General features: G+C 59.7%; 23 protein-coding genes and 1 tRNA gene. 14 read left to right on the plus strand and 10 right to left on the minus strand.

Features of this window, described 5'->3' with window-relative positions:
* Position 1: 1 nt before the first annotated feature.
* Positions 2–2,152 carry a TonB-dependent siderophore receptor gene (locus DOU54_RS02420; RefSeq protein WP_279877455.1) on the minus strand — a complete coding sequence of 717 codons (2,151 nt, stop codon included), beginning with the start codon at positions 2,150–2,152 and terminating at the stop codon, positions 2–4.
* A 170-nt stretch (positions 2,153–2,322) separates the two neighbouring features.
* On the opposite strand from DOU54_RS02420, the gene DOU54_RS02425 reads away from it, so the two are divergent.
* The 5 genes from DOU54_RS02425 (at position 2,323) to DOU54_RS02445 (ending at position 7,672) form a co-directional block, all read left to right on the plus strand.
* The gene (locus tag DOU54_RS02425) at positions 2,323–3,234 is read left to right on the plus strand and encodes a LysR family transcriptional regulator (protein WP_112765955.1); all 912 of its coding nucleotides are present in this window, start codon (positions 2,323–2,325) and stop codon (positions 3,232–3,234) included.
* A gap of 241 nt (positions 3,235–3,475) precedes the next feature.
* On the plus strand, positions 3,476–3,739 hold the full coding sequence (locus DOU54_RS02430) for a spike base protein, RCAP_Rcc01079 family (protein WP_113730430.1): 264 nt from the start codon (positions 3,476–3,478) through the stop codon (positions 3,737–3,739).
* A 186-nt stretch (positions 3,740–3,925) separates the two neighbouring features.
* Complete coding sequence (locus DOU54_RS02435; RefSeq protein WP_044459493.1) at positions 3,926–5,593, plus strand: phosphoethanolamine transferase; 1,668 nt, start codon at positions 3,926–3,928, stop codon at positions 5,591–5,593.
* A 66-nt stretch (positions 5,594–5,659) separates the two neighbouring features.
* Positions 5,660–6,313, plus strand: a complete 654-nt coding sequence (locus DOU54_RS02440) for a response regulator transcription factor (protein WP_004437591.1) — start codon at positions 5,660–5,662, stop codon at positions 6,311–6,313.
* A gap of 21 nt (positions 6,314–6,334) precedes the next feature.
* Positions 6,335–7,672 carry a sensor histidine kinase gene (locus DOU54_RS02445; protein WP_113730432.1) on the plus strand — a complete coding sequence of 446 codons (1,338 nt, stop codon included), beginning with the start codon at positions 6,335–6,337 and terminating at the stop codon, positions 7,670–7,672.
* Between the two features lie 61 nt (positions 7,673–7,733).
* Here the strand turns inward: DOU54_RS02445 and DOU54_RS02450 are convergent, their stop codons facing one another.
* Positions 7,734–9,038: an MFS transporter gene (locus DOU54_RS02450; RefSeq protein ID WP_044459494.1), complete on the minus strand. Its 1,305-nt coding sequence runs from the start codon at positions 9,036–9,038 to the stop codon at positions 7,734–7,736.
* Between the two features lie 292 nt (positions 9,039–9,330).
* Between DOU54_RS02450 and DOU54_RS02455 the strand changes: the two genes are divergently transcribed.
* From DOU54_RS02455 to DOU54_RS02480, 5 genes are all read left to right on the plus strand, one after another.
* The gene (locus DOU54_RS02455) at positions 9,331–10,440 is read left to right on the plus strand and encodes an RHE_PE00001 family protein (RefSeq protein ID WP_113730434.1); all 1,110 of its coding nucleotides are present in this window, start codon (positions 9,331–9,333) and stop codon (positions 10,438–10,440) included.
* 249 nt (positions 10,441–10,689) lie between these two features.
* On the plus strand, positions 10,690–10,920 hold the full coding sequence (locus DOU54_RS02460) for a helix-turn-helix domain-containing protein (RefSeq protein WP_004437583.1): 231 nt from the start codon (positions 10,690–10,692) through the stop codon (positions 10,918–10,920).
* 231 nt (positions 10,921–11,151) lie between these two features.
* The gene (locus DOU54_RS02465; RefSeq protein ID WP_060942213.1) at positions 11,152–12,402 is read left to right on the plus strand and encodes an adenylate/guanylate cyclase domain-containing protein; all 1,251 of its coding nucleotides are present in this window, start codon (positions 11,152–11,154) and stop codon (positions 12,400–12,402) included.
* Positions 12,403–12,634: 232 nt separating this feature from the next.
* Complete coding sequence (gene iolG, locus DOU54_RS02475) at positions 12,635–13,627, plus strand: inositol 2-dehydrogenase (RefSeq protein ID WP_113730554.1); 993 nt, start codon at positions 12,635–12,637, stop codon at positions 13,625–13,627.
* Positions 13,628–13,920: 293 nt separating this feature from the next.
* The gene (locus DOU54_RS02480; RefSeq protein ID WP_044459498.1) at positions 13,921–14,802 is read left to right on the plus strand and encodes a DMT family transporter; all 882 of its coding nucleotides are present in this window, start codon (positions 13,921–13,923) and stop codon (positions 14,800–14,802) included.
* A gap of 23 nt (positions 14,803–14,825) precedes the next feature.
* Here DOU54_RS02480 and ocd read toward each other — a convergent pair whose 3' ends face one another.
* Positions 14,826–15,881, minus strand: coding sequence for an ornithine cyclodeaminase (gene ocd / locus DOU54_RS02485; RefSeq protein ID WP_034500187.1), 1,056 nt, complete (start codon positions 15,879–15,881; stop codon positions 14,826–14,828).
* Between the two features lie 13 nt (positions 15,882–15,894).
* On the minus strand, positions 15,895–16,815 hold the full coding sequence (gene rocF / locus DOU54_RS02490; RefSeq protein ID WP_006698143.1) for an arginase: 921 nt from the start codon (positions 16,813–16,815) through the stop codon (positions 15,895–15,897).
* A 130-nt stretch (positions 16,816–16,945) separates the two neighbouring features.
* Here rocF and DOU54_RS02495 point away from each other — a divergent pair, with 130 nt between their 5' ends.
* Complete coding sequence (locus tag DOU54_RS02495; protein WP_035207623.1) at positions 16,946–17,383, plus strand: Lrp/AsnC family transcriptional regulator; 438 nt, start codon at positions 16,946–16,948, stop codon at positions 17,381–17,383.
* A gap of 122 nt (positions 17,384–17,505) precedes the next feature.
* Positions 17,506–17,579 (plus strand) — tRNA-Gln (locus DOU54_RS02500).
* Between the two features lie 58 nt (positions 17,580–17,637).
* Here DOU54_RS02500 and DOU54_RS02505 read toward each other — a convergent pair.
* The gene (locus DOU54_RS02505; RefSeq protein WP_113730436.1) at positions 17,638–18,480 is read right to left on the minus strand and encodes a LysR family transcriptional regulator; all 843 of its coding nucleotides are present in this window, start codon (positions 18,478–18,480) and stop codon (positions 17,638–17,640) included.
* Between the two features lie 90 nt (positions 18,481–18,570).
* On the opposite strand from DOU54_RS02505, the gene DOU54_RS02510 reads away from it, so the two are divergent.
* Positions 18,571–18,972, plus strand: a complete 402-nt coding sequence (locus DOU54_RS02510; RefSeq protein WP_113730438.1) for a tautomerase family protein — start codon at positions 18,571–18,573, stop codon at positions 18,970–18,972.
* Between the two features lie 44 nt (positions 18,973–19,016).
* Positions 19,017–19,910, plus strand: a complete 894-nt coding sequence (locus DOU54_RS02515) for a DMT family transporter (RefSeq protein ID WP_113380695.1) — start codon at positions 19,017–19,019, stop codon at positions 19,908–19,910.
* 14 nt (positions 19,911–19,924) lie between these two features.
* Here the strand turns inward: DOU54_RS02515 and bioZ are convergent, their stop codons facing one another.
* Genes bioZ through bioB form a run of 5 tightly spaced genes read right to left on the minus strand, consistent with a single transcriptional unit; the run spans position 19,925 to position 25,034 of the window.
* Positions 19,925–20,911, minus strand: coding sequence for a 3-oxopimeloyl-[acyl-carrier-protein] synthase BioZ (bioZ, locus tag DOU54_RS02520; protein ID WP_113380760.1), 987 nt, complete (start codon positions 20,909–20,911; stop codon positions 19,925–19,927).
* 37 nt (positions 20,912–20,948) lie between these two features.
* Entirely contained in the window at positions 20,949–22,241 is a 1,293-nt protein-coding gene (locus DOU54_RS02525; protein WP_022563393.1) for an adenosylmethionine--8-amino-7-oxononanoate transaminase, read from the minus strand.
* Positions 22,238–22,876 (minus strand): dethiobiotin synthase, encoded by a 639-nt coding sequence (gene bioD / locus DOU54_RS02530; protein ID WP_113730440.1) that lies wholly within the window; start codon positions 22,874–22,876, stop codon positions 22,238–22,240. Before bioD ends, DOU54_RS02525 begins: the two co-directional genes overlap by 4 nt.
* The gene (locus DOU54_RS02535; protein WP_113730442.1) at positions 22,873–24,018 is read right to left on the minus strand and encodes an 8-amino-7-oxononanoate synthase; all 1,146 of its coding nucleotides are present in this window, start codon (positions 24,016–24,018) and stop codon (positions 22,873–22,875) included. The genes bioD and DOU54_RS02535 overlap by 4 nt, the downstream gene beginning before the upstream one ends.
* Positions 24,015–25,034, minus strand: a complete 1,020-nt coding sequence (gene bioB, locus DOU54_RS02540) for a biotin synthase BioB (protein WP_113730444.1) — start codon at positions 25,032–25,034, stop codon at positions 24,015–24,017. Before bioB ends, DOU54_RS02535 begins: the two co-directional genes overlap by 4 nt.
* Positions 25,035–25,194: the final 160 nt, after the last annotated feature.

A 25,194-nucleotide genomic window follows, 5' to 3' on the forward strand; every position in this document is an offset into this window, starting at 1 on the left:
GTTACCAACGATAGGTCAGCTTGCCCATGACCGTTCTTCCGTCACCGTAATAGCATCCGAAAGTGGAGCAACTAGAAATATATTCTTTATCAGTCAAGTTTTGCACCATAAGCGAGGCGCGGTAGCCGTTCTTCTCGTAATGCACGCCGAGATCGAGCAGGGCGAGCCCCTTCATCTCAAAGGTATTGGCGGCATCGCCATAACGTTTTCCAACGTAACGAACACCGCCGCCGATGCCGAAACCTTCGAGCGCGGTATCTTCCGGGAAGGTGTAATCGAGCCAAAGGCTGGCGGCGTGCCGGGGGGTGCTATCAAGCTCGTTCCCATTATTCACACGGCCGGAGACCTCGCTGTCCATGTAGGTATAGGCCGCACGCAGGTCGAGCCCGTCGACAAGGCTTGCAACGCCTTCAAGCTCTAGGCCTTTCACGTGCGCCTCATCCATCTGCTGCGTCACGCCACCCACCGTCGTTGTGACGTTCTTCTGTTTCAGATCGTAGATCGCCGCCGAAAAGAAACCGTCGAAACCTTCCGGCTGGTATTTGACACCCGCTTCCCATTGTTCACCGGTGGTCGGTTTTGGCGCATCACCGACAGCCGGCTGCGGCACCGGCTCGAAGGAGGTTGCATAGCTGACATAGGGCGCGATCCCGCCATCAAACAGATAGCTGACGCCGACACGACCGGTCAGCTTGTGGTCATCCTTGTCGAGCGTGCGATAGGTGGTGCCATTGAAGGTCGTGCCGCTGGTGCTTGCCCAGTCCTGCCGCAGGCCGGCAGTGATGCGCCAGTTCTCGATCGCCATCTCGTCCTGCGCATAAAGGCCGATCTGGGAAATATCGGTCTTCACATCGGCATAAAGCGTGCGCGCGGTAAGGCTGATCGGCCCGCCATAAACAGGATTGACGGGATTGAGCGGCGTTGCGGCCCAGAACTCGGTTTTGACGTTATTGTCGAAATAGCGGTAATCCAGCCCGACAAGCAGGGTATGATCGATCGGCCCCGTGGAAAAATCCGCCTGGAGGCTGTTGTCGATGTTGAAGGTGTTCAGCAGCTCGTCCTGGAACGTCGCATTGCGACGGATGAGATTGCCTATCATGCCGCCGCTGGTCGAAGACATGCCGAGCGCGCGGTAGGACCAGTCGAAATTGGAATAACGCGCATTCTGACGGAAGGTGAAAGTCTCATCGAAGCGGTGTTCGAATTCATAACCGATATTGGTGAACTTGCGGTTTGATGTATCGAAGGACGGATCACCGACATAAAAGCTGCGGTCCAGCATATTGCCGGGTCTGAAATAGGTCAGCGCCGGCGGCAAACCGGAGGGCGAACTCGGATTGTCGTGCTGATAGGAGGCAAGAACAGTCAGCTTCGTATCCTCGTCCGGCTGCCATGTGAGAGCCGGCGCGATGAAATAACGGTCGTTCTGCAAATTGTCCGTTTGGGCATGGGCGTTGCGCGCAAGGCCGGTCAGGCGATAGGCGAAACTGTCGCTATCCGCCACCGGGCCGCCAATATCGAACATCGACTGATAATAATCGAAGCTGCCGATCTGCGCACCGACTTCACCGAACCGTTCGAAGGTCGGCCGTTTGCTGCTGAGATTGATAAGGCCGCTGGGATTGCCCTGCCCGTAGAGCACGGAAGCGGGCCCGCGAATGACCTCCACGCGCTCTAGACCGTAGACCTCAAAAGAAGGCGCACCGGCCGTCCGCATCAACCGCAGACCATTGAGGAACTGCAGCTGATTCCCCTGAAAGCCGCGAATGCGCGGCGCATCGAAACGCGGATCGGCGCCGAACGGCTGCGCAACCACCCCCGGGACGTAATTCAGCGCCTCGCCGAGATTGCGGACATCCTGCGCATCCATCTGATCTCTGGTGATGACGGATACCGATTGCGGCGTCTCGATCAGGGATCGCCCTGTCTTGGTGGCGCTGGCGCTGGTTTTCGCCACATAACCCTTCACGGGCGCCTTGGGGTCCTGATTTTTCGCGCCGTCGACGGTGATGGTCTGCAGCACCGTGGTTCCGGCGTCCTGAGCAAGGGCGGAAGCCGGGGCCAGGAACGCCACATAAGCAATGGCGGCGCAGCCACCAGCCAGAATGGAAATGTGTTTGGTTTTTCCCTGCACGCCAAAATCCCTCGTCACCCGCAGCCACCATAGGCGGTCATTTACTGGAGAATTAAAGTCATCTTATTACGCAAGGTGTGGATTTCGATCCAATAAGTGAAACTGGATTTTTTCATAATTTTTGATTATGAAATCTCTCTCCATAATAGTTTGGAATTATTCAAAACCTGCCAAAAAAGGCGCTGACAATGGGCAGAAAACCGGCGAACCGGGCTGACGCGTTCGAGCTGCGGCATCTGCGCTATTTCACCACGCTGGTGGACGAGCGCAATTTCGAGCGCGCCGCTGCCCGCCTCGGCATTGCCCAGCCGGGTTTGAGCCAGCAGATCATGGCGCTTGAACAGATCGTCGGCATGCCGTTGCTTGATCGCACAAGGCGGTCGGTGAAGCTCACCATGCCCGGCCAGCTTCTTTATGAGGATGCCCGGAAAATCCTTTCGAATGCCGAAGCGACGCTTGCAACGCTAAAGCGTGTCGGCCGCGGCGAAACCGGGCGCATCTCCATCGGTTATGTCGCCTCCGCCGCCTATTCCGGGTTGATGATACAGTCGATCGCCAGTTTCCGCGCCTCCCATCCCGATGTGGAGCTGCAATTGATCGAGATGGAAATGCGGCTGCAACTGGCCAGGATTGCCGACGGCAATCTGGATTTCGCCTTTATCCGCCCGCCCGCCCCTGTTCCGGAAGGTGTGACAACCCACGTGGTGTTGCGGGAGCCCTTGATGGCAGCGCTGCCGGAAAACCATCCTTTGGCTTTTGCCCCGCAGGTCGATCTGAAAAATCTTTCCGATGAAACCTTCATCACGCCGAGGCAGCCGCCGGATGTCGGCTTTCATTACAACACCATCGAGGCCTGCAACGAAGCCGGGTTCCAGCCGGCAATCAGCCCGGAAGGCAGGGACTACACGACCATTGTCAGCATGGTGGCCGTTGGCCTTGGCGTTGCGCTGGTGCCGCGCTCGCTTGATTGCCTGCGGTTGCCCGGCGTGCGCTATGTGCCGCTTGTGGCAAGCGCCACGACGTCGGACCTCGCTATCGCCCACCGGAAAACCGAAGCCTCCCCCGCCGTCAGGGCCTTCATTCTCCACGCCCGCAATTGAGCCGCGTGGAGGGAAATATCCGTGTCGCACCTTGTTCGCCGGGGACGAAAAATCGGCCGCCCTCCGTCGCGCGGCATTGATCGAGCGACGACGGTGCGCCGCAATGCCCGGAATTGCCGGGCAGATGGCTGCCTGCCGGACGTCGTTCCGGGGACCGGGGCAAAAATCTCCTTCCCCGCATCTCCCCGCCGCCCCGGCCCACTGCATAATCGCGACAGATTTCGATTTATGGGAGACAGCAATGGCTGAGATTTACGACCACTACGCCGCCGGCCTCGAATCACCGGCTTCCCACGCTTTTGACGTCGTTCCGGACGATGCAAAGCCGCTTCCTTCGTCCACACGCGCGATCTATGTGGGCAATGGCGGACATCTTTGCCTGACTGTGCTTTCCGGGGCAACCGTGACCTTCCAGAACCTGCCCGCCGGCAGCCTGCTGCCGGTCCGCGCAACGCGGATATTTTCGACGCGCACCACCGCAACCGGCATTGTCGGGCTCAACTGATGGTCTTTCCGCGGCAACAGCGCCACACACACTATGGAGGCAATGCCATGCAACATGACACTTTCATGACAAGCTTTCAGGTTGATGTCAGCAAAATCCTGCATGCGCCATTGACCGGCCCATGCGGCAAACCGGAAAGGGGCGTTTGCGCTCGCTTGTCATCGCCGCCGGCCTATCGAAAATTTGGTGGATCTGGCAGTGGCTCTTTTTACCGCGAAAGCGACGGGAACAACAACTTATCGTCCGGAAATCGGCAGCGTGGCGCTGAGCCTGCTAACGGCGGCTTATCTTCTGTTTTTCACGAACCGGACATTCTGGTCGAAGGTTCATACCTATCTTTCCGCCTATCCGGTCGCCATCGTCGCGCTCTATGTTGCCATGATCGCCTTTTTCGGCGCGCTCATCACGATTTTCTCCGCCAAATATCTCCTCAGGCCGTTTCTGATCGTCCTGATCTTCGCGGCGGCGGCGGCGTCCTGGTTCATGGATCGCTACGGTATCGTCATCGACAGCGACATGATCCGCAACGCCATGGAGACGACGCAGGCGGAAGCGGGCAATCTGATCACGCCCGGCTTTCTCTGGCATATGGCGATTTACGGGCTGGTGCCGTCCCTCGTCGTCGTCGCCGTCCGCATCCGGCATCGGCCGATCCTCGACAAGCTTCTGTGGAACACGATCAGCATCCTGGTCTGCCTTGCCATAACCGGCATCATCAGCTTCGCCAACTCCAAGACCTTCACCACCGCCATTCGCCAGCACAAGGATATCGTCAAGAGCGTCAATCCGTTGTCACCGATCATGTCGACGGTGCATTATTTCACGCAGGCCGGCAAGGAAGTCGATATTCAAGTCAGCCCAATCGGCAAGGACGCCAAAGTCCTGCCCGCATTGGGTAACGTGCATAAGCCACGCATTACCGTCATCGTTGCGGGCGAAACTGCCCGCGCGGCGAATTTTTCGCTGAATGGCTACGGGCGGGAAACCAATCCGGAGCTCAAGAAGCGCGATGTGGTTTATTTCCCCAGCACAACGAGCTGTGGCACCGCGACGGCGATTTCCATTCCCTGCATGTTCTCGCAATTCACGCGCTCGCAATATAGCCACAAGAAGGCGCTTGCGAATGAAAATGTCATGGATGTCCTCGTCCATGCAGGGGTCAGCGCGACCTGGCTGGACAATAATACCGGCAGCAAGGACGTCGCCGACCGTATCCCCTATTTCGACCTGCCCTCCACCAACGACAGCCGCTTCTGCACCGGCGGGGAATGCCGCGACGACATCTTTTTCGACAAGCTCGACGCCTGGCTCGATAACGTCAAGAAGGATAGTGTCATCGTGCTGCACCAGATGGGCAGCCATGGTCCGACCTACTACCTGCGTTACACCGACGAGTTCCGCAAGTTCACGCCGGACTGCCGCACCGCCGAGCTTGGCAATTGCAGCGACGCCGAAATCGTCAACTCCTACGACAACACGCTTCTTTATACCGACCACTTCCTCTCGACCGTGATCGACAAGCTGAAGGCGCGTTCCGACAAGCTGGCAACAGGCATGATCTACGCCTCGGACCACGGCGAGTCACTTGGCGAAAACGGCGTCTACCTGCATGGCGCGCCCTATCTCCTCGCGCCCGACCAGCAGACCCATGTGCCGTTTCTCGTGTGGTTCGATGACGATTTTGCCAAATCCATGGGACTGGACAAGGCCTGCCTTGCGAAAAGCGCGGCAGAGGGCGGGCGCTCGCACGACAATTATTTCCACAGCATCCTTGGAATGATGAACGTCTCCACCTCGGTCTACGATCCCTCGCTCGATGTCTTCAGCGGCTGTACCCAACGCCGGACGAGCTGAACAGACAGTGCTTGACGCTTATCCGGAGAACAAGATACGCAAGACGACGCGATAGAGGGAGCTGTCTTGCGGGTTCTGCTTGTTGAAGACGATCATGTGCTGGGGGAGGCGCTGCGGGACCATGTGGCCGCGGCGGGTCACGCTGTCGACTGGTTCAAGACGCTGGGCGACGCCATGGCGGCGACGCTGACGATGGGTTACGGCCTGATCCTGCTCGACATGCGACTGCCTGACGGCGAGGGCATCACCCTTCTGCAAAGCCTGCGCAAGCGCGACGACGCCACGCCGGTCATCATTCTGACGGCGCATGACCAGGTCTCCGACCGGATTGCCGGGCTCAATGCCGGCGCGGACGATTATCTGGTCAAGCCTTTCGATCTCAACGAACTTTCAGCACGCATGCTGGCGGTCTCGCGTCGTTACGAGGGGCGTTCCGCCCCCGTCATCCGCCTGCCCGGCATCGAGATCAACCAGGTAGCGCGCAACATCACGGTCGATGGCACGGCGCAGACGCTCAGCGCCCGCGAATGGGCCGTGCTGGAGAAACTGGTCGAGCATCCCGGCGCAGTCGTCTCGAAAGCGCAGCTGCACGACACCCTGTACGAATTCGGCGCGGAAATAGAGAGCAACACGGTCGAAGTCTATATCAGCCGGCTGCGCAAGAAAATCGGCCATGACCGCGTCGAGACGGTGCGTGGCGTTGGCTACACGATCAAATAGACGAACCCCAGGCAGATACAGATGGCCAGACCGACCAGCATGACCCGCAAACTCGTGATGGCGCTGACCAGCGTTGTCGCCATATCATGGCTTCTCGCCTGCGGTTTGGGCGTCATGGTGATGCAGGACGAGTTCGCTGAGATTTTCGATGCCGGTCTCGAGGAAACCGCGGAAAGACTGCTGCCGCTTCTGCTCGACGACCTGCGTGAGAACAATACCGCGCCGGCCGCGCAGAAGCTCAACCAGTCGGCGGAGGGAGCGGAATATCTGACCTATCAGGTTCGCGACCGAGAAGGCCAGGTCGTGCTGCATTCGCATGACAGTTCGACGGAGCCTTTCGAAGTCTCTCTCGACCCCGGTTTTTCAGAAACATCGTCGCAGCGCATCTTCACGGTCGCCTCACCCGACGGCAACTATTTCCTGCAGGTCGCCGATGCATTCGCAAATCGCCGCGAGGCAATCGTGGAGGCAGGCACGGCGCTGGTGTTGCCCGTGCTCATTCTCATTCCTGCCAGCATTTTTGCGGTCATCCTCGTCGTGCGGCGAACGCTTCATCCGGTGCAAACCTTACGCGACGAAATCGGCAAGAAGGACGGCGGCAATCTCGCTCCGCTTGCAACTCAACCCTTCCCGCCCGAACTTCACCCCATTGCGCGATCGGTCAACCTGCTGCTTGGGCGGCTGCGCTCGACAATCGACGCCGAGCGGGAATTCACCGCCAATAGCGCCCACGAATTGCGAACCCCGATTGCCGGTGCGCTGGCGCAGGCGCAGCGGCTGCACGCCGATATCCCCCCGGAGCTTGCGCCACGCGTTGAAAACATCGAAAAATCCCTGCAGCACCTCGCCCACCTCGCTGAGAAACTGCTTCAGATGTCCCGGGCTGAAGCCAGGATCGGGCTCACGGATAAGACAAGCGATCTCATCCCCGTGCTCGAACTCGTTATCGACGATATGAGCAGGACGGCGATAGGAGCGTCTCGCATCCGCTTCACCAATCGCTGTGAAGGCGCCCTGTCCGGCAGGATCGGTCCGGATGCCTTCGGTATCATCATCCGCAACCTTCTCGAAAATGCGTTGATTCACAGCCCGCCGAAAAGCCCCGTGCAGGTGATTGCGGAAACAGACGGCGCGATCCGCGTCGTAAATGCCGGGCCGACCGTCGATCCGGTGTTGTTGCCCAAGCTGACGACACGTTTCACCAGAGGCCAGTCTACGGCTGACGGCACCGGGCTCGGTCTGGCCATCGTCAAAAGCCTGGTGGAACAGACCGGCGGAAAACTGGTGCTTTCCTCTCCCGCAGAAGGTCAGCAGGACGGTTTTGAAGCCCGCGTGATCATTCCCAGCGAAGCCGCCTGAACGCAAAAAAGAAAAAGCCCCGCCGGAAGGGCGGGGCTATGCTGGTTTTTGTGTAAGCCGATCAGTCTTCGTGGATATGGCTGTGGTCGCGCGTGTCGCGCATCTTCACGTAAACCACCAGCGACAACGCGATCATGATCGTCACATACCAGAAGAACCAGTTCTCGTGGCCGATCTGCTTGAACTTCAGGGCTACGAATTCCGCCGTTCCGCCGAATATGGTGTTTGCCAGCGCATAAGGTAACGCCACGCCGAGCGCGCGAATATGGGCCGGGAACATTTCCGCCTTCACCACCGCATTGATCGAGGTATAGCCGGTGACGATCAGCAGGCCGATCAGCACGAGGCCGAAAGCCATGATCGGATCGGTTGTGGTCGAAAGCGTGCTGAAAATGACATAGGTGAACAGCGTTCCCAGAATGCCGAAGCCCACCATCAGCGGTTTACGGCCGATCTTGTCCGACAGCGCACCGGCAAGCGGCTGACACAGCATGAAGACAAAAAGCGCCGCCGTGGTAATTTCCGTGGCGCTTTCCTTGCTGAAGCCCGAGGTGTTGACGAGGAACTTCTGCAGATAGGTGGTGTAGGCGTAAAAGGCGAGCGTGCCGCCCGACGTCAACGCCATGACCATCAGCGCTTCCTTCGGATAATGCTTGAAAAGCGCCCATCCGCTGGATTTCGGCTTGTCGGCGGCGCCAGTCTTGGCGTTTTCGAACGACTGGGTCTCGGCGAGGCCCCGTCGGATATAAAATACCGCGATGGCCAGAAGGCCGCCGATGAAGAAGGGAATCCGCCAGCCCCAGGAACCGAGCTGCTCTGGGGTCAAAACCCGCTGCAATACCAGAAGAACGGCAAGCGCAAGGAGCTGGCCGGAAATCAGCGTCACATACTGGAAGCTGGAGAAGAAACCACGGCGGTTCTTGCCGGCCATTTCGCTGAGGTAAGTCGCGCTTGCGCCATATTCGCCGCCGACGCTGATGCCCTGCAGCAACCTTGCAAATACCAGAATGGCGGGGGCGGCAATGCCAATCGTTTCGTGGCCGGGCGTAATCGCGATCAGCAGCGAACCGAGACACATCAAGGTGACGGACAGGGTCAGACCCGCCTTGCGGCCCTTGCGGTCTGCATAGGTGCCCATGAACCAGGCCCCGATGGGCCGCATCAGAAATCCGACGGCAAAAACGGCAGCGGCACTCAAGAGTTCGGCCGTCTGATTGCCCGAGGGGAAGAACACCGGCGCGAAATAAAGGGTGAAAGCCGAATAGACATACCAGTCGTACCATTCGACGAGATTACCCGCCGATCCGCCGATAATGGATTTCAAACGGGTTTTCTGGTCCGGCGCGGCGGCGGGACCATTTGCCATAATATTCACGGGTTGACTCCAATTCATCTTCGTCTGGAGATGGAAGGGCGAACGGAAGGTGTGATAATTTGTCGCTCCTGTCGAGGGTATATACCCGCCATGTTGCGATGCGCAAGTTTATACCGCGTTGCAATATTGCTGAAAAAGCAGCTGTGGCGTCTGAAAGACTTCCTCCTCCCCGGCATTTTCGCCACCCGTTTTTATCACGATTGCTGGGCAGAAACCATCGAAGGAAAACTGGACGACCTTGAACCGCCTTGTAAGCCGCGCCAGCTCAAACTAAAATATATCAATGATTTACGACATATCCGACATCCAGCTCGAAAAGCTCCTCATCGCCGCCGCCCGCGCGGGCGAAGCGCTGGCGCGGCTGGACGAGCGGATAAGCAGATCGCCGATGAAACAGGGCTTCATCGAAAGGCAGGATTTCACCGACGCCATCTCCGCCATGTGGGTGGACGGCGAACTCGTGCACATGGAAGACCTCGTGCTGCATGACGCCCATATGGATGTGCGTGCGCCAAGCCATGAAATGACGGCGGCACACCGAATCCTCCGCTCGCGGCGGCTGATCTTTGCCAATGCGGCCGGCTGGGCTTTCACTGCACCGGGTCTTTCCCGGCTGCGCGGCAGGGCGTCGCCCGCCGCCGAAGAGATGCTGCCCGCACGGCAGACCATCGATCAGCCTGCGGGTGAGGAGGCACATGAGGCTGAGACATCGCTGGACGGCGCTTTTTCCGAACTCGACGCCCTTCTGGCGCGAAGCGCAGCCACGCTCGATGCGATCACCACGGGAAACGCGCTTCCGTCGATGCACAGGGAGGAAAGCCATGCGCTCATCAACGAGCCTGACTGGGACGAAGACGAACGGCTGAAAGAATGGTGGGACGTGCAGTCGAGGACGGAGGAACTGCCGGCAATTCTGCGCACCGCCATCCTGCTTGATTCCTGGAACATGATAGAGGTGCTCCAGCGCAGCCCCTGGCTTGGGCGGCTTCTGGCCTCGGCTTTTCTGCGCGATGGCGCTGTCACGCCCGATCACCTGCCGGCCCTGAGCGCCGGTCTTCGTGCCATCCCGCGGGAGCGGCGGCACGCCAGGAACCAGACACAGCGCATCCTCGCACTTCTCGACAGTTTTTATGAGGCGGCGCTGGCCAGCATGAAGGAACACGACCGGCTGAGCCACGCGCGGGAGCGGATGATGCGCAAGTTGGCCGGCCGCCGTTCCTCTTCGCGATTGCCCGAACTCGTGGAACTGGTCGTTTCCCGCCCCGTGGTCTCGGCAGCCATGATCGTGAAGGAACTCGGCACCACGCCACAGGGCGCAATCGGCCTCGCAAACCAGCTGGAATTGCGGGAAGTTACCGGTCGCGGCCGTTTCCGCGCCTGGGGCATGCTGTAGCGGCCCCTTGCAGACTATCCGGAAGGTAAAAAAGGACCGTTTCGCAGCCGCTTTCGCATGGAAACGTGCCTCGTCAATTCGGCGATCACGAATCTTAACAAAATTTAACTATTGCGTAGGTCAACGAAGCGGCTATGTTCCTCGCTGCGTTGCAACACCGATTTCTTCTCCGGCAACGCGGTCGCATTCGGCCCGGCAACTTTTCTCTGCCGCCCGCATTTAAGTGTCCATCATCAGGGAGATGCAATAATGACAATTTCAGTTTCACAACCCGATTCCGATCACGAAACCGATGCTCCTTTCGCCAAAAAGGTCCTGGCAGCGCGTAATCTTGCCGGCTATACGATCGAGCAGCTTGCCGTGACCTGTGGCCTCACCACGAGCGAAATACGTGCCCTGGAAGACGGCACTGACAGCGATCCCCTGCGCATCCGGCGTGTTGCCGCCGCGCTGCATATTCCGGTCGAAACCGTTATCTGATCTTTCATATCGATCACGAAAAATCTCAGCGCCGCCGGGAAGATGTTCCCGGGAACATCGAGGCGGCGCACGCAGCCCGGAGGCTGCCGGTTCTTTCGGAACATTTTCCGCATCCGCTCCCTTAACATTTTCGTTATCCGGCACCACATGCAATTCGCGAGCGGGGACGTTCAGCGACATTCGACATGTATCCCGCCCGCCGAGAGCAGCAACAACCTCCGGAATCCCGCCATGACATTTACGCTCGACACCGAAGAACGGGTTTCTTCAGCATTGGCTGAATTGTGGCCGGCGGAGAAAACCGAGACTCTCGACTGGCTGGTCACCGGCACCAAGGACGAACGCTTCATCGACGAAATCTTCGTGGAACTTTGCAACCGCTTGCGGGCAAGCGGAATTTCGGTGGCGCGCGGCGTTCTGGCTTTCCGTATCCGCCATCCGCAATGGCTGGGCGCGCGGATTTTATGGAAAGCCGGCATGTCCGAAGCCGAGATCGTCACTTATGGCTACGGCTCGGAAAACACCCCCGAATATCTCAACAGCCCGATCAGGGACATTCACCAGGGCGCCAGCGAAATCCGTCATCGCCTGAACGTCGACGCCATCGACGAAGCAGGTTACACGATCTATGAGGAGCTGCGGTCGGAAGGGCTGACGGATTATTGCGCCTGGCCTATTGAGCACACGTTCGGCAAACGCCACGTCGCATCGTTTTCCAGCGATCGCCCCGGCGGCTTTTCCGACGAAGAGATCGTCGCGCTGAAAAACCTCCTGCCCGCGCTCGCGCTGGTGAGCGAGATACGCCTGAAGAACAGGATGACACGCACCCTTCTGGAAACCTATGTGGGACCACATGCGGGCGAAAAAATCCTGAACGGCGCCACGACACGCGGCAGCGGCATGACGGTGGGAGCAGCAATCCTGATCTGCGACCTGCGCAATTTCACCCATATTTCCGATCTATGGCCGCGTGACGATGTGATCGAGCTTCTGAACGGTTATTTCGACGCCATGTGTGATCCGATCGAGGAATTTGGCGGGGAAATCCTGAAATTCATGGGCGACGGGTTGCTGGCGATCTTCCCGCTCAGCAACCCGGATGCTTGCGGAAACCTCCTGAAGGCCATTGCCAGGGCGCAACGGAGCCTGATCGCACTCAACGAGATCAACCGGCAAAAAGGCCATGACCCCTTGGGTTATGGCATCGGCGTTCACGTCGGCGATGTCATGTACGGCAATATCGGCTCGAAAACCCGGCTCGATTTCACCGTCATCGGACCCGCCGTCAACATCGCATCGCGGCTTGAGACGCTGACCAAGGAAACAGGGCGCAACGTTCTCTTCTCCGAAGAATTCGTGCGCATGGCTGGCAACGGGACCGGGTTCGAAAGTCTGGGCCCTTGGCTGTTGCGCGGCCTCGAAACCCCGGTCGAAGTTTACGCTCTTCCGCAAAATCCCGCATCGGCGCCCGTTGCCGCCTGATGGGCTGCGCCTGCTGCCCAGCTTGTAACGGCGCATTTTAAGCCGAACGGCATCTCCCCGACACCCTCCGGAGCCGTGATTTCGGCTGCCCTGTGCGACGTCAAATCGCTTGACACGCCATGCCTGTCGATCTAGCAAAATGGAACATATATTCTATATCGAAACATTGTTTGCATTCATATTCTGCCTGTCCGGGAGTGACGGGCGGACGTGTGAAGGAACCGGAGGAAAAATGGTTACGAAATTGGCCCTGCTTGGCGCCGGACGGATCGGCAAGGTCCATGCAAAGGCGATCACCACCGACAGCCGCGCGCAGCTGGTGGCTGTCGTGGACGCCATGGCCGGCGCTGCGGAAGCAATCGCGCGGGAGGCCCACTGCAAGGTCAGCACGATCGAGGAGGTTCTGGCCGACGAAACGATCGACGCGGTCATCATCTGCACGCCGACCAACACCCATGCGGATCTGATCGAGCGTTTCGCCCGCGCCGGCAAGGCGATCTTCTGCGAAAAGCCCGTTGATCTCGATGTTGCCCGCGCGGAAGCCTGCGCCAAGGTGGTGGAAGAGACCGGTGCGAAGGTCATGCTCGGTTTCAACCGGCGTTTCGACCCGCATTTTCAGGCTGTTCACAAGGCGATCGACGACGGCCGCATCGGCAAGGTCGAAATGGTGACAATCACCAGTCGCGATCCCGGCCCGCCCCCGGCCGAATATATCAAGGTTTCCGGCGGCATTTTCCGCGACATGACCATTCATGATTTCGACATGGCCCGTTTCCTGCTCGGTGAGGAAGTGGAAAGCGTGTTCGCCACCGGTTCCGTTCTGGTCAATCCGGAGATCGGCACACTCGGTGATTTCGACAGCGCCAGCATCGTTCTGACGACGAAAAGCGGCAGGCAGGCGATTATTTCAAACTCTCGCCGCGCGACCTATGGTTACGACCAGCGCATCGAAGTGCACGGTTCGCTCGGTTCGGCAGCGGCAGAAAACCAGCGCCCGGTTTCCATCGAAATCGCCAATGCGGATGGTTACACCCGGCCACCGCTGCATGATTTCTTCATGACGCGTTACACGGCAGCCTATGCTGCGGAAATCACTGCTTTCATTGACAGCATTGAAAATAACACCGCGCCCTCTCCTTCCATCAAGGACGGTTTGATCGCGCTGAAGCTCGCCGATGCGGCGCTGAAATCCGCAACGTCGAAAACGGTCGTGACGATCGCCTGAGGTAGCGGCCGTAGCGCCGCGCGTCTTGCCGAACTCTCTGTCCGCCGCGCAATTGTCGACGGCGGACAGCCGTGCCTTTCCCAAGGCCTCGCCAGCGGGCATATCGGGCACATCGTCCAGATCCCACATTGATCCGCGGCGCTCAAATCCACAACAGGCTGCTTCCGGGCTTGCATGGCTGCTATTCGGAAAATAAGGTTGTCTGACAAGGTGCGGCCATAACATATGGCCATATCCATCTCATTCACGCCGAATCCTTTTTTTGCCGGCAAACTCCGGACAGCGGTTTTTCCATGCCATCAGCCAAGACCGGTTTTCTTTATGCGCTTGTCGCTTTCACGATCTTTGCGGCGCAGGATGGCATATCGAAACATCTGGGCAGCGCCTACCCACCGGTCTTCGTCGCCATGTTGCGCTATTGGGCCTTTGCCGTTTTCGTTCTGCTGATGGCGGCAAAGTCTTCAGGCGGCATTCGCGGTGCCGCCATCGCCAATCGCCCCTGGCTGCAGATCAGCCGTGGTGTCCTCCTTGCCGTACAGATCGTCTTTTCGATTTTCTCCTTCGCAATCGTCGGCCTTGCCCACAGCCATTCCATCATCGCTTCCGCCCCGCTCATCGTCGCGGCGCTTTCCGTGCCGCTGCTGGGAGAAAAAGTGGGCTGGCGGCGCTGGTGCGCTATTTTTGTCGGTTTCATCGGCGTTCTCGTTATTCTCAAACCCGATGGCGAAGGTTTCGACAAGAGCCTGCTGATCACCTTCGTCGCCGCATTCATGCTGGCGCTTTATGGTGTGCTGACGCGGCTCGGCAGCCGGAGCGATACGGCCATGACAAGCTTCTTTTATACCGGCGTGGCGGGCGCGGCCGCCCTGACGCTGGTTGGCCCGTTTTATTGGGTCAGTCTGGCGCCCCATGACTGGGGATGGATGCTGGCCCTGTGCATTACCGGCATGAGCGGCCATTACTGCCTGATTAAAGCCTTCGAACTGTCGGATGCGGCTTCCGTGCAGCCTTTTTCCTATTACCAGCTCGTGCTCGTCTCCATCATCGGCGTCACCATCTATGGCGAGGTCGTGACTTCCAATATGGTGATCGGCGCGGCCATCGTCATAGCAGCAGGTCTTTTCACCATCTGGCGGGAACACATGACCGCAAGGAAGGGTCGCCGGCAAGGCTGATATGCTTGCCGGCCGGAGCCGGCCTAGACGAGAGCCGCCTCGCAGCGCAGCAACATGCCGAAAAGATCCCGCGGCTCATCCGGGTCCGCCAGCAGGTCCAACTCCGTATAGAGCCCGGTGGACGGCAGTTTTGAGCGTACATAACGCAGCGCCGAAAAATCCTCAGTCGCGAAACCCACGCTGTCGAACAGTGTGATCTGCCTGTCGTTTGCCCGGCCTTGCTGTTCACCCGTTATGACCCGCCACAGCTCGGTAACGGGGTAATCCGGCGGCAATTGCTGAATTTCGCCCTCAATACGCGTCTGCGGCGGATATTCGACAAAAATGTCGGATCGCAACAGAATATCCCGGTGCAATTCCGTCTTGCCGGGACAATCCCCGCCAACAGCGTTGATGTGGATGCCGGGGCCGACCATGTTGTCAGTCAGGATCGTCGCATATTGCTTGTCGGCAGTGACCGTCGTGACGATATCCGCGCCTTCCACCACTTCTTCCGCGCTGTCGCAGATCTTGATGGCAAAGCCCTGCCCGGCGAGATTGCGGGCGCATTTCTCGCTGGCGGAGCGGTCGATGTCAAACAGCCGCAACGTATCGATGCCGAGAATGGCCTTGAACGCCCGCGCCTGGAATTCGCTCTGTGCGCCATTGCCGATAATGGCCATGGAACGGGCGTTTTGGCGGGCGAGATATTTCGCCGCGACGGCGGAGGTGGCGGCAGTGCGCAGCGCGGTCAGGATCGTCATTTCGGTCAGAAGCAGCGGATAACCATTGCCGACATCGGAAAGCACGCCGAAGGCCGTCACGGTCTGGCGGCCCTCCTTCATGTTCTTCGGGTGGCCGTTGACATATTTGAAGCCGTAAAGCGTGCCGTCGCTGGTCGGCATCAGCTCGATGACGCCCTCCGTCGAATGGGAGGCGATGCGCGGGGTCTTGTCGAAGCTTTGCCAGCGACGGAAATCCTCCTCCACCACATCGGCGAGCTCCCGCAGGAACGTGTCGATGCCCACCTTGAGCACCAGCTTCATCATGTGATCGACGCTTACGAAAGGCACGATATTGAGGTTTGGTATCACGGTCATCACATCACCCCTTTCAGCCGGCCCGCGTCGGGCGGTCCATGACCCGCTTGCCCATCAGGCTGGTGGCAAGATCCACCATCAGCGTCGCGGTCCTGCCGCGCTCATCGAGAAACGGATTGAGTTCCACGAGATCGAGGCTGCAGACCAGCCCGCTGTCATGCAGCATCTCCATGACAAGATGGGCTTCGCGGAATGTCGCGCCGCCCGGCACCGTGGTGCCGACAGCCGGCGCGATGGACGGCTCCAGAAAATCGACATCGAGGCTGACATGCAAAAGCCCGTTTGCCGCCTGAACCCGCGCCAGGAATTCACGCAGCAGCACGGCAACGCCATGCTCGTCAATCGAACGCATGTCGTGAACGGTGATGCCGCTTTTTTCCAGAGCGGCCCTCTCGGCAGGGTCGACGCTGCGGATGCCGATCATGCCGATATTCTCTTCCGGAACAGCATGGGAAAGCGGCGGGAAATAACCGGAAAAACCGTCACGCCCGCTGAAATAGGCGACCGGCGTGCCATGCAGATTGCCGCTGCGTGTGGTTTCAAGGGTGTGATAATCTGTATGAGCATCGAGCCAGAGGACGAAGAATGGCCGACCCGTCTCAGCCACGCGGCGCGCCATGCCGGCAACCGTCCCCGCCGAAATCGCATGGTCGCCGCCGAGGAAGATCGGCACGGCGTCCGCGCTTTCGCGATAGGCCGCTTCCGTCAGCGCCTCTGTCCAGGCCACTGTCTCGGAAAGATGGTGTACGGCAGGATTCGGATGGCAAAATTCCCGAAGCGGCGCGGGCGTCACATTGCCCGTATCCACCACCCGATGCCCCAGCTCTTCGAGGGCATGGGCAAGCCCCGCGACGCGATAGGCGCTCGGCCCCATTTCGCATCCCAATTGCCCGGCCCCGATCTGCAACGGCGCACCAACAAGCCTGATATCCATTCCCGTCCTCATTTTCCCGACCGATAACTCCACTAGACCACGGAGACATGGCAGAACGAACATCAAAGATTGGCAATATTATCGAAATAAGCTACCGTTTTGGTAAAATCATTTTATCGAAATGGCAGGTATGGACAAACTCGACGAACGCCTCATCACCCTTCTGCGGCATAATGGCCGGCGCAGCATCTCCGACCTGGCCGTGGAGACTGAAACCTCGCGCGCGACGGTTCGCTCGCGCATCGAAAGAATGGAAAATGACGGTACGATCATCGGTTATACCGTTATCCTGCGCGCCGACGCCGTTGAAGCCGCAATCCGCGGCATCATGATGATCGAGATCGAAGGCCATGTGACGGACCGCGTTATCCGTACGCTCGGCGGCTTTCCGGAAATCTCCGAAATCCACACCACCAACGGCCGCTGGGATCTGATCGTGGAACTGAATGCCGCGACACTTAGCGATTTCGACGCCGTGCTCCGCCGCATCCGCCTCGTGCCCGGGATTACCGGCAGCGAGACCAGCCTGCTGCTCTCCACCCCGCGTTCCACCCGCGCAAGGCTCTGACACAGAGACGAAAGGCAAAAGCAGGATAAAACGCATTTTTCGATTTTTTCGACTTGCGCCCCGGAATAAATCATCTATATGACGACCCACCAAAGCGAACGCGACAACGCGTTTCAGGCTTTTGGGGAATAGTTCAATGGTAGAACAGCGGACTCTGACTCCGTCGATCTTGGTTCGAATCCAGGTTCCCCAGCCAACACCTTAACTCCCTTTACATCCTCGATTTTTGTCTCGTAGCGGATATCATTCCGACGCTACTCACCCGCGGCCGATGTCGCGGCGGCGAGCGCCCTGATGGCTGAGGCATGGGCCGGTGTGCGCGCGCGGGAAAGAAGCACGATGTCAGAGATTGGCAACGGTGGCAAGCCCAGCTCGGGGCCGCGATCCGGCAAGCCTCGCGCGCTGATCTCGCCGAGGGCTGCGATGCCTGCGCCGGCAAGCACTCCTTCCAGAAGCGCAGAACAGCTTCCAGCGGTGAATGCATCGCGCCAGGCGACGCCAGCCTTTCCGAGCTCGGCTATCGCAATATCCCGGACACCACACCCCGCCCCAAGAGAGACAAGCGGAACGGCGCTGTTGGTGCGCGGTCGCCAGTCCGGGGCCACACGCCATCCCAGCCTGTCAGTGCGCAGCACTTCGCCATCGGACCCGCCGCCATTGCGACGGATGATTGCGGCATCGGCCAGTCCGGAAGCGAAGTTTTCCTTCACCTGCCGGGAAAAACCCAAGGTCACATCAATCACAGCATTAGCCGGCAGCGACGCGCGCATTGCTCTTATCGCCGCCGAAAGGCGGGTCCCGATCGCGTGATCGCTGGCCGCCAGTGCAAAGTGCAACGGTGGCTCGTCACTGAAGTTCAGCGCATCCTCATGTTTGGCCAGCAGCTCGCGGGCCTTCGGCAGAAACACCTGCCCATCCTCCGTCAGCCGAAGGTGGCGTGGCGAGCGGTCGATCAACCGTCTGCCGAGACGCTGCTCCAGCATCTTCAGCTTCTGGCTGACGACGGGCTGCACGGTTCCCGCAGCCTCGGCCGCCCTAGTCAGGCTGCCCAGTTCAACGGCGAAAATGAAGAGGCGGACGCTTTCAAGGTCAATCATATAAAATCGCTATGAATAGAATGTTACTCATTATCTTCTCATTATGATGAAATTTACGCAAGGTGGTTTTCGGCAACAAGGAGAAACACCATGCCCATGATCAAAACCCGCTACACCAAACCTCAAGACGCTGACGATCCGAAGCTGGAAATCGCCGCTCTCCTGTCCCGGTTGACTGCGGACATCCTGCACAAAGACCCGGCGGTTACCGCCGTTCTCGTCGAAAGTGCCGATCCCGCCGACTGGATCGTCGCCGGATCGAGCGTCGCCGAACAGAAGGTCGGCACATTTTATGTCGAGGTTTCGATTACCGATCACACAAACAGCAAGGACGAGACGACCGAATGGGTACGCCGTGTTTATGAAGAGATGAACAGGCTGCTTGGCCCCGTGCACGAAGCAAGCTATGTGCTGGTTCACGCCGTGGATGGCGACACCTATGGTTATGGCGGGCAAACGCAGAACCAGCGGTGGGCGCGCAAGCACGCATGATGGGGGCGGGTGAATAAGAAAAGCCCGCGGAGCAGTGGAACGAGATGGTACTCTATGAACTGGCCGCCGTGGGCGCTGCAACCTGCTGGGCGATAACGGGGCTGCTCGCCGCCCGCCCGGCGGGGCATCTTGGCGCGCTTGCCTTCAACAGGACAAGGCAGCTTTTTGTCGCCTCGGTGCTCGGTCTTTACGTCATCGCATCAGGAACCTGGCGGGACCTGCAACCGGATGCGCTGTGGGCGCTGTTGCTTTCCGGCTTCATCGGCATCTTCGTTGGCGACACGCTGCTTTTCACCTGCCTCAACCGGCTCGGGCCACGCCGCTCCGGAATCCTGTTTGCGCTCAACGCTCCCATCGCCGCCGTGCTTGGCTGGGCTGTTCTCGGGGAACAGCTTTCCGTGACAGCCATAGCCGGCATAGGCCTCACCCTTGCGGGCGTTCTGCTGGCCATCCTTTTCGGCAAACGCAAGTCGCAGCTGCACGCATGGGAAAGCGTGAAGGGACCGCTCTGGCTTGGCGTCCTCGTCGGCCTTCTCGCAGCTCTCAGCCAAGCCGTTGGCTCGCTGATCGCGAGGCCCGTGATGGCAGCAGGTGTCGATCCCATCGCCGCATCCATGCTGCGGGTGGGCGCCGCCGCAATCTGCCTTACGATCTTGACAATGCTCCCCATCAAGGCCGTAAAACCCAAGGGGCCATTGACGGGCAGCATTTTCCTCCAGACGGCGCTGACCGGCACGATCGCGCTCGGCTTCGGCATGACGCTGCTGCTGTTTGCGCTTTCTGGCGGAAAGGTCGGCATTGTCTCCACACTTTCGGCCACCACGCCGGTCATCATCCTGCCATTGCTCTGGCTCAGAACCGGGGAGCGGCCCGCATCTGGTGCGTGGGTGGGAGCCGCTCTTGTCGTTATCGGCATGGCGCTCGTGTTCTGGCGCTGAAGGCCGCCGCGGGGTTAGATGCGATAAACAACCGCTCCGCCCGTCATGCCCGCGCCGGCTGCCGTCAGAAGCAGATTTTCGCCGCTCGCGAAAGGTCGTCCGCTGTTGGTCATGGACAGCGAAAGCGGGATGGTGGCGGCGGACGAATTGCCGAAGCCTTCTATGGTGCGAACCGTCTTTCCCCGCTCGATACCAAGATTGCCACAGACGGCATCAAACATGCGGGCATTGGCCTGATGCGGTACGAAACGGCCGATATCGGCTGCGGTCAGTTCCGCCTCTTCCAGCACGCGCTGTGAGGTCTCGCTCATCAGCGCCACGGCGCGGGAGAAAACCTCCCGGCCATCGCGCATCGTCATCAGGGCATCTTCGGCGGACATATCAGCGCAAAAGGGCCGGCTGCTGCCGCCTGCCGCAATCTGGATGAGATCGTAACCGCTTCCATCGGCAACGAGATCGGCCGACAACAGCCCGCGTTTCGCCTCAGGGCAAGGGGTGAGCACCACAGCGCCGGCGGCATCGGCAAACAGGACGGCGCTCGCCCTTTCCGCCGGATTGATGCGACGGCTGAGAATATTGGCCGCGACAACAAGGACGGCGCGGCCATGGGTACGGACAAAACCATCCGCGAGGGTGAGCGCATAAAGAAAACCGGAACAGGCGCCAGCAAGATCGATCGCACCGGAGCGCGTCAAACCGAGCCTGCGTGCCAGCAGCGGCGCGGAAGGCGGCAGAAGATGGTCCGGCGTGGAGGTCGCAAGCAGCGTAAGCGCAATGTTATCGGGATCGATCTTGGCATCCGCCAGCGCCATCCGGCCCGCCTTTTCCGCAAGGCCACTCAGCGTGTCGTCCTTCTCTGCCCAATAACGGGAGCGAATGCCGGTGCGCCGTTCGATCCAGCCGGCCTCCAACCCGAGGTTGGCCTCTATTTCGGCATTGCCGACGCAACGGGCAGGAACGGCATGGCCGAAACCAGCCATACGGGAAGAGCGTGTCTGCATTGTCATGACTTTCGCAACGGTCCTGGCATCTCCATTTCTAGCTCCCGGCGGCGCGCGAATTTACCGGTGCAGCCTGAGTAACGATCCCGGCAACCTCACCGATGACGTCAAAGGCGCGTGTCAGGTCGTCAGGCGTCGAACAATACGGCGGCATCAGGTAAAGTACGTTGCCGAGCGGGCGGATGAGGAAACCGCGCTCGCGGAACAACTGGCGCATGCGTGGCCCCGCTGCGGAAAGATACCCCCCAGCAGGCACCACAAGATCGAGCGCGGCGATGGTGCCCGCCTGCCGGATATTGGCGAAACGGCCATCATCTGCAAATCGCCCGATATTATCGCCCAGCGCCTGTTGCACCTGCCCGATGCGCTGGAGAACCGGTTCATCCCGCCAGACCTGAAGATTGGCGACGGCAGCGGCGCAGGCGATCGGATTGGCCGTATAGGAGCTCGAATGGAAAAAGGTTTTGCGACGGTCGGTCGAAAAATGCGCATCGAAAATCTCTGCGCTGCACAGCGTTGCCGCCAGCGGCAGGGAACCGCCTGTGAGCCCTTTGGAGGTGCAGAGAATATCCGGCGAAATTGCCGCCTGCTCGCAGGCAAACAGGGTTCCGGTCCTGCCCCAACCGGTCATCACCTCATCGGCGATGACGAGGCAGCCGTGGCGTTCGGCTATCTGTTTCAGCCCGGCAAGAACATGGGCGCCATAGATCTTCATGCCGCCGGCTCCGAGCACCAGGGGTTCGATCAGCAGGGCGGCAATGCGGCCCGAGCGGCAATAGACCTCGAACATATCCAGTGTGCGCTGCTCGCTGTCCGCCTCCGGGAAGGCCAGACGGTCGACGCCGAAAAGCAGCGGCTCATAGGCGGCATTGAACACACCGCGCTCGCCTGTCGACATGGTGCCGATCGTATCGCCATGATAGCCATGCTCCATCACCACGATACGGTCGCGCTTTTCACCGCGATTGTGGAAATAACCGAGCGCCATTTTCAGCGCCACCTCCACCGCCGTCGAGCCGCTGTCGGAATAAAACACATGGTTTAAGCCTGCGGGAGCAAGCTCAATCAGCCCTCGGGCGAGCGTCTCAGCGGACTCATGGGAAAATTCGGCAAAAATAACCTGGTCCAATGTCTCGGTGGCGGCGCGGATGGCCGCCATGATTGCCGGATGCCGGTGCCCGTGGGTGGTGACCCACCAGGATGAAATGGCGTCGAACAGGCGATTGCCATCCTCATCCACCAGAAACGCCCCTTGCGCCGAGACCACATGTTTCATCGGCGGTTCCAGCCCATGCTGGGTGAAGGGATGCCAGACCGGGGAACGGCTCATTCCGGTGCCTCCAGAAAATCAGCGAGATTGAAGTGTTGGGCGAAGGCCTGATGCAGCGCGTCGCTGGTCAGATCCGCCAGGCGTGGCAACCGGCCGAGCGGACGCACCGCGCCTATATTCGAAATAACGCGCTGGTTTTCCTTGTCTTCCTCACCGATGAAAACCACGCCCTGCACCGGAATGGCGCGTTGCCGCAGCGCCTCGAGCGACAGCAGCGTGTGGTTGATGGTGCCGAGCGCGGTTCTGGCGCACAGAATGAGCGGAATTTGCCAGCGGGCAAAGATATCGACGAAGAGCACGCTCTCCGTCAGCGGCACCAGAAGCCCGCCTGCCCCTTCGATGACAAGCGGCCCATCCAGCCGCGGCGGCCGTAAAAATGCGGGATCGATCATGACATTGTCGAGACGAGCCGAAAGATGCGGCGAGGCAGGCGTCTTCAACCGATAGGCTTCCGGCAGGATGCGCGTAGGTGCGACGCCGGCAAGCCTTGCAACCGTCTCGCTGTCGGTTTCTTCCTCAAGCCCTGACTGTACGGGCTTCCAGTAATGAGCCTTGAGGGCATGGGTGAGCGCTGCAGCAAAAACCGTCTTGCCGATGCCGGTATCGGTGCCAGAGATGACAAAACGGGGGCTCATGCTGCATGCTCCCGCAACGAGAGGGCAAGCAACCCGATCATGGCGGCAATCTGGCTTTCCTCCAGATTGAGCGTGATGGCGATGCGCAGCCGCGCCGTGCCTTCCGGCACCGTCGGCGGGCGGATCGCCCGCACATCGAAGCCCCCTTGCCGCAGCTGCGCGGCAATCTTCAGCGAGCGTGCATTGTCGCCGATCATCACCGGAAGGATCTGTGAACCGCTTGGCGCCACGCCGAGTTGGCGCTGTAACTCCTCGCCGGTAAAACTGACCAGTTCTGCCAGTCGCGACCGCCGCCAGGGTTCGTCCGCGACGACGCGCAGGGCTTCCCGCACCGCCGCCGCCATCAGCGGCGAAGGCGCGGTGGAATAGATGAAACCACGGGCGCGGTTGACGAGGTAATCGGCAAGAACCGCAGGCAGGCTCAAAAGCGCGCCGGAGGCCCCGAGCGCCTTGCCGCAGGTGTGAAGCGCCACCACATTGCCACGGCCTTCCAGTGCCGCAGCAAGTCCACGCCCACCGGGGCCGAAGACGCCGGTGGCATGGGCTTCATCGACAACCAGAAAACCACCATGCCGTTCGGCAAGATCGGCAAGCGCCGCGAGCGGCGCGCAATCGCCATCCATGGAATAAAGGCTCTCGGCAGCGATCCATGGTCGCCCCTTACCGCCCGCCTGCCGCCAGCGGATTATTTCCCGCTCGAATGCCTCGACCTCATTATGCGGCACAGCCACCGCCTTGGCCTTTCCCGCCGCAATGCCATCATGCACGCTGGCATGGATAAGGGCATCATGTAGGACAAGATCGTCCCGCAGCGGCAGGGTGGAAAAAAGCGCGACATTGGAAGCAAAACCGCTGCTGAAATAGATCGCTTTTTCGGCCCCGAAGAACGCCGCCGCTTCCGCTTCCAACGCCTCGTGTTCGGGGTGATTGCCACGCAGCAATCGCGAGCCACCGGCGCCCACCGGCACGCCTCTTGCCATGGCGTCAACGATTGCCGCCTTCAGGCGCGGCGCTTCGGCAAGGCCGAGATAATCGTTCGAAGTGAAATCGACCCCCTCGCGCGGTGCAAGCGCACGAAGCCGCGATTTGCGGCTGAGGCCGGCAAGCTTCGCCTCATAGGGGGAGAGCGCCGCAAGGTTCACCGGCAGCCTCCTGCTTCCACAGGCGGCAATTCCATTGGCTTGAGGCCAAGCCGCCGGAAGAGCGCCGTATCGTGATCTTCCCCCGGATTATCCGCCGTCAGCAGCGTTTCGCCGATGAAGATGGAATTGGCGCCGGCCAGGAAACAGAGCGCCTGCATCTCATCGCTCATCTCGGTACGCCCGGCAGAAAGCCTTACATGCGAACGCGGCATCAGGATGCGGGCAAGCGCGATAGTGCGGACGAATTCGATCGGATCGACAGGATCGGCATTGGCCAGTTTCGAGCCGGGGATCGGGATCAGCATGTTGATCGGAACGCTTTCCGGCGGAGCCGGAAGGTTCGCGAGCGTCACCAGCATCGAAATCCGGTCCTCGACCGTCTCCCCCATGCCGAGAATGCCGCCGGCACAGACTTTGATGCCGGCATCGCGGACATTGGCGAGCGTCGCCAGCCGGTCCTCGAAGGTGCGGGTCGTAATGATCTCGGAATAAAACCGCTCCGACGTATCAACGTTGTGATTATAATAATCCAGCCCGGCATCGGCCAGCCGCTCGGATTGCTCCGGCGTCAGCATGCCAAGCGTCATGCAGGTTTCCATGCCAAGCGCCTTCACGCCTTCGACCATGGCGACAACAGCCTCCATGTCGCGCTCCTTGGGATTACGCCAGGCCGCGCCCATGCAATAACGCGTCGCCCCACCTTCTTTCGCCTTGCGCGCCTCCGCCAGCACCCGCTCGACTTCCATGAGTTTGGAAGCCTTCAGACCGGTCGGATTTCGGGCGGACTGACTGCAGTAACTGCAATCTTCGGGGCAGCCGCCCGTTTTGATCGAAAGAAGCCGGCTCATCTGGATAGCATTGGCATCGAAATGACGCCGGTGCACCTGCTGCGCTCGAAAGAAAAGATCGTTAAAGGGTAAATTATAGATAATTTTTGCCTCCTCAACGGCGGAATTCGTTCCAGCATCGCTCAAGGCGGCCGGCTTTTCGTTAGTCCGCAGTGCCATCTGATCCATACGTCACTCCCAATCCTTAAATAAATAGATAGAACTTGTTTTTATCTATTTTTTACCGATGGCATTTTGCAAGCACTTTTTTCTTGAGAGTTTTTTTTCGACGCGAAAGGCAGACAGGATCGATCGGGACAATCAGGCCGCATTTCGAGGGTGGCAATTC

The sequence above is a fragment of the Agrobacterium sp. MS2 genome (assembly GCF_003261015.1).
Classification (GTDB): Bacteria; Pseudomonadota; Alphaproteobacteria; order Rhizobiales; family Rhizobiaceae; genus Agrobacterium; species Agrobacterium pusense.

Bases quoted from the DNA above. Each gene is read 5' to 3' on its own strand.
- bioZ (WP_113380760.1), bottom strand. From the start codon at position 20,911: ATGCAGACACGCTCTTCCCGTATGGCTGGTTTCGGCCATGCCGTTCCT.
- DOU54_RS02495 (WP_035207623.1), top strand. From the start codon at position 16,946: ATGGACAAACTCGACGAACGCCTCATCACCCTTCTGCGGCATAATGGC.
- DOU54_RS02450 (WP_044459494.1), bottom strand. From the start codon at position 9,038: ATGGCAAATGGTCCCGCCGCCGCGCCGGACCAGAAAACCCGTTTGAAA.
- DOU54_RS02510 (WP_113730438.1), top strand. From the start codon at position 18,571: ATGCCCATGATCAAAACCCGCTACACCAAACCTCAAGACGCTGACGAT.
- DOU54_RS02445 (WP_113730432.1), top strand. From the start codon at position 6,335: ATGGCCAGACCGACCAGCATGACCCGCAAACTCGTGATGGCGCTGACC.
- DOU54_RS02505 (WP_113730436.1), bottom strand. From the start codon at position 18,480: ATGATTGACCTTGAAAGCGTCCGCCTCTTCATTTTCGCCGTTGAACTG.
- rocF (WP_006698143.1), bottom strand. From the start codon at position 16,815: ATGGATATCAGGCTTGTTGGTGCGCCGTTGCAGATCGGGGCCGGGCAA.
- DOU54_RS02480 (WP_044459498.1), top strand. From the start codon at position 13,921: ATGCCATCAGCCAAGACCGGTTTTCTTTATGCGCTTGTCGCTTTCACG.
- DOU54_RS02430 (WP_113730430.1), top strand. From the start codon at position 3,476: ATGGCTGAGATTTACGACCACTACGCCGCCGGCCTCGAATCACCGGCT.
- ocd (WP_034500187.1), bottom strand. From the start codon at position 15,881: ATGACCGTGATACCAAACCTCAATATCGTGCCTTTCGTAAGCGTCGAT.
- DOU54_RS02425 (WP_112765955.1), top strand. From the start codon at position 2,323: ATGGGCAGAAAACCGGCGAACCGGGCTGACGCGTTCGAGCTGCGGCAT.
- DOU54_RS02515 (WP_113380695.1), top strand. From the start codon at position 19,017: ATGGTACTCTATGAACTGGCCGCCGTGGGCGCTGCAACCTGCTGGGCG.
- DOU54_RS02455 (WP_113730434.1), top strand. From the start codon at position 9,331: ATGATTTACGACATATCCGACATCCAGCTCGAAAAGCTCCTCATCGCC.
- DOU54_RS02525 (WP_022563393.1), bottom strand. From the start codon at position 22,241: ATGAGCCGTTCCCCGGTCTGGCATCCCTTCACCCAGCATGGGCTGGAA.
- iolG (WP_113730554.1), top strand. From the start codon at position 12,635: ATGGTTACGAAATTGGCCCTGCTTGGCGCCGGACGGATCGGCAAGGTC.
- bioD (WP_113730440.1), bottom strand. From the start codon at position 22,876: ATGAGCCCCCGTTTTGTCATCTCTGGCACCGATACCGGCATCGGCAAG.
- DOU54_RS02465 (WP_060942213.1), top strand. From the start codon at position 11,152: ATGACATTTACGCTCGACACCGAAGAACGGGTTTCTTCAGCATTGGCT.
- bioB (WP_113730444.1), bottom strand. From the start codon at position 25,034: ATGGATCAGATGGCACTGCGGACTAACGAAAAGCCGGCCGCCTTGAGC.
- DOU54_RS02460 (WP_004437583.1), top strand. From the start codon at position 10,690: ATGACAATTTCAGTTTCACAACCCGATTCCGATCACGAAACCGATGCT.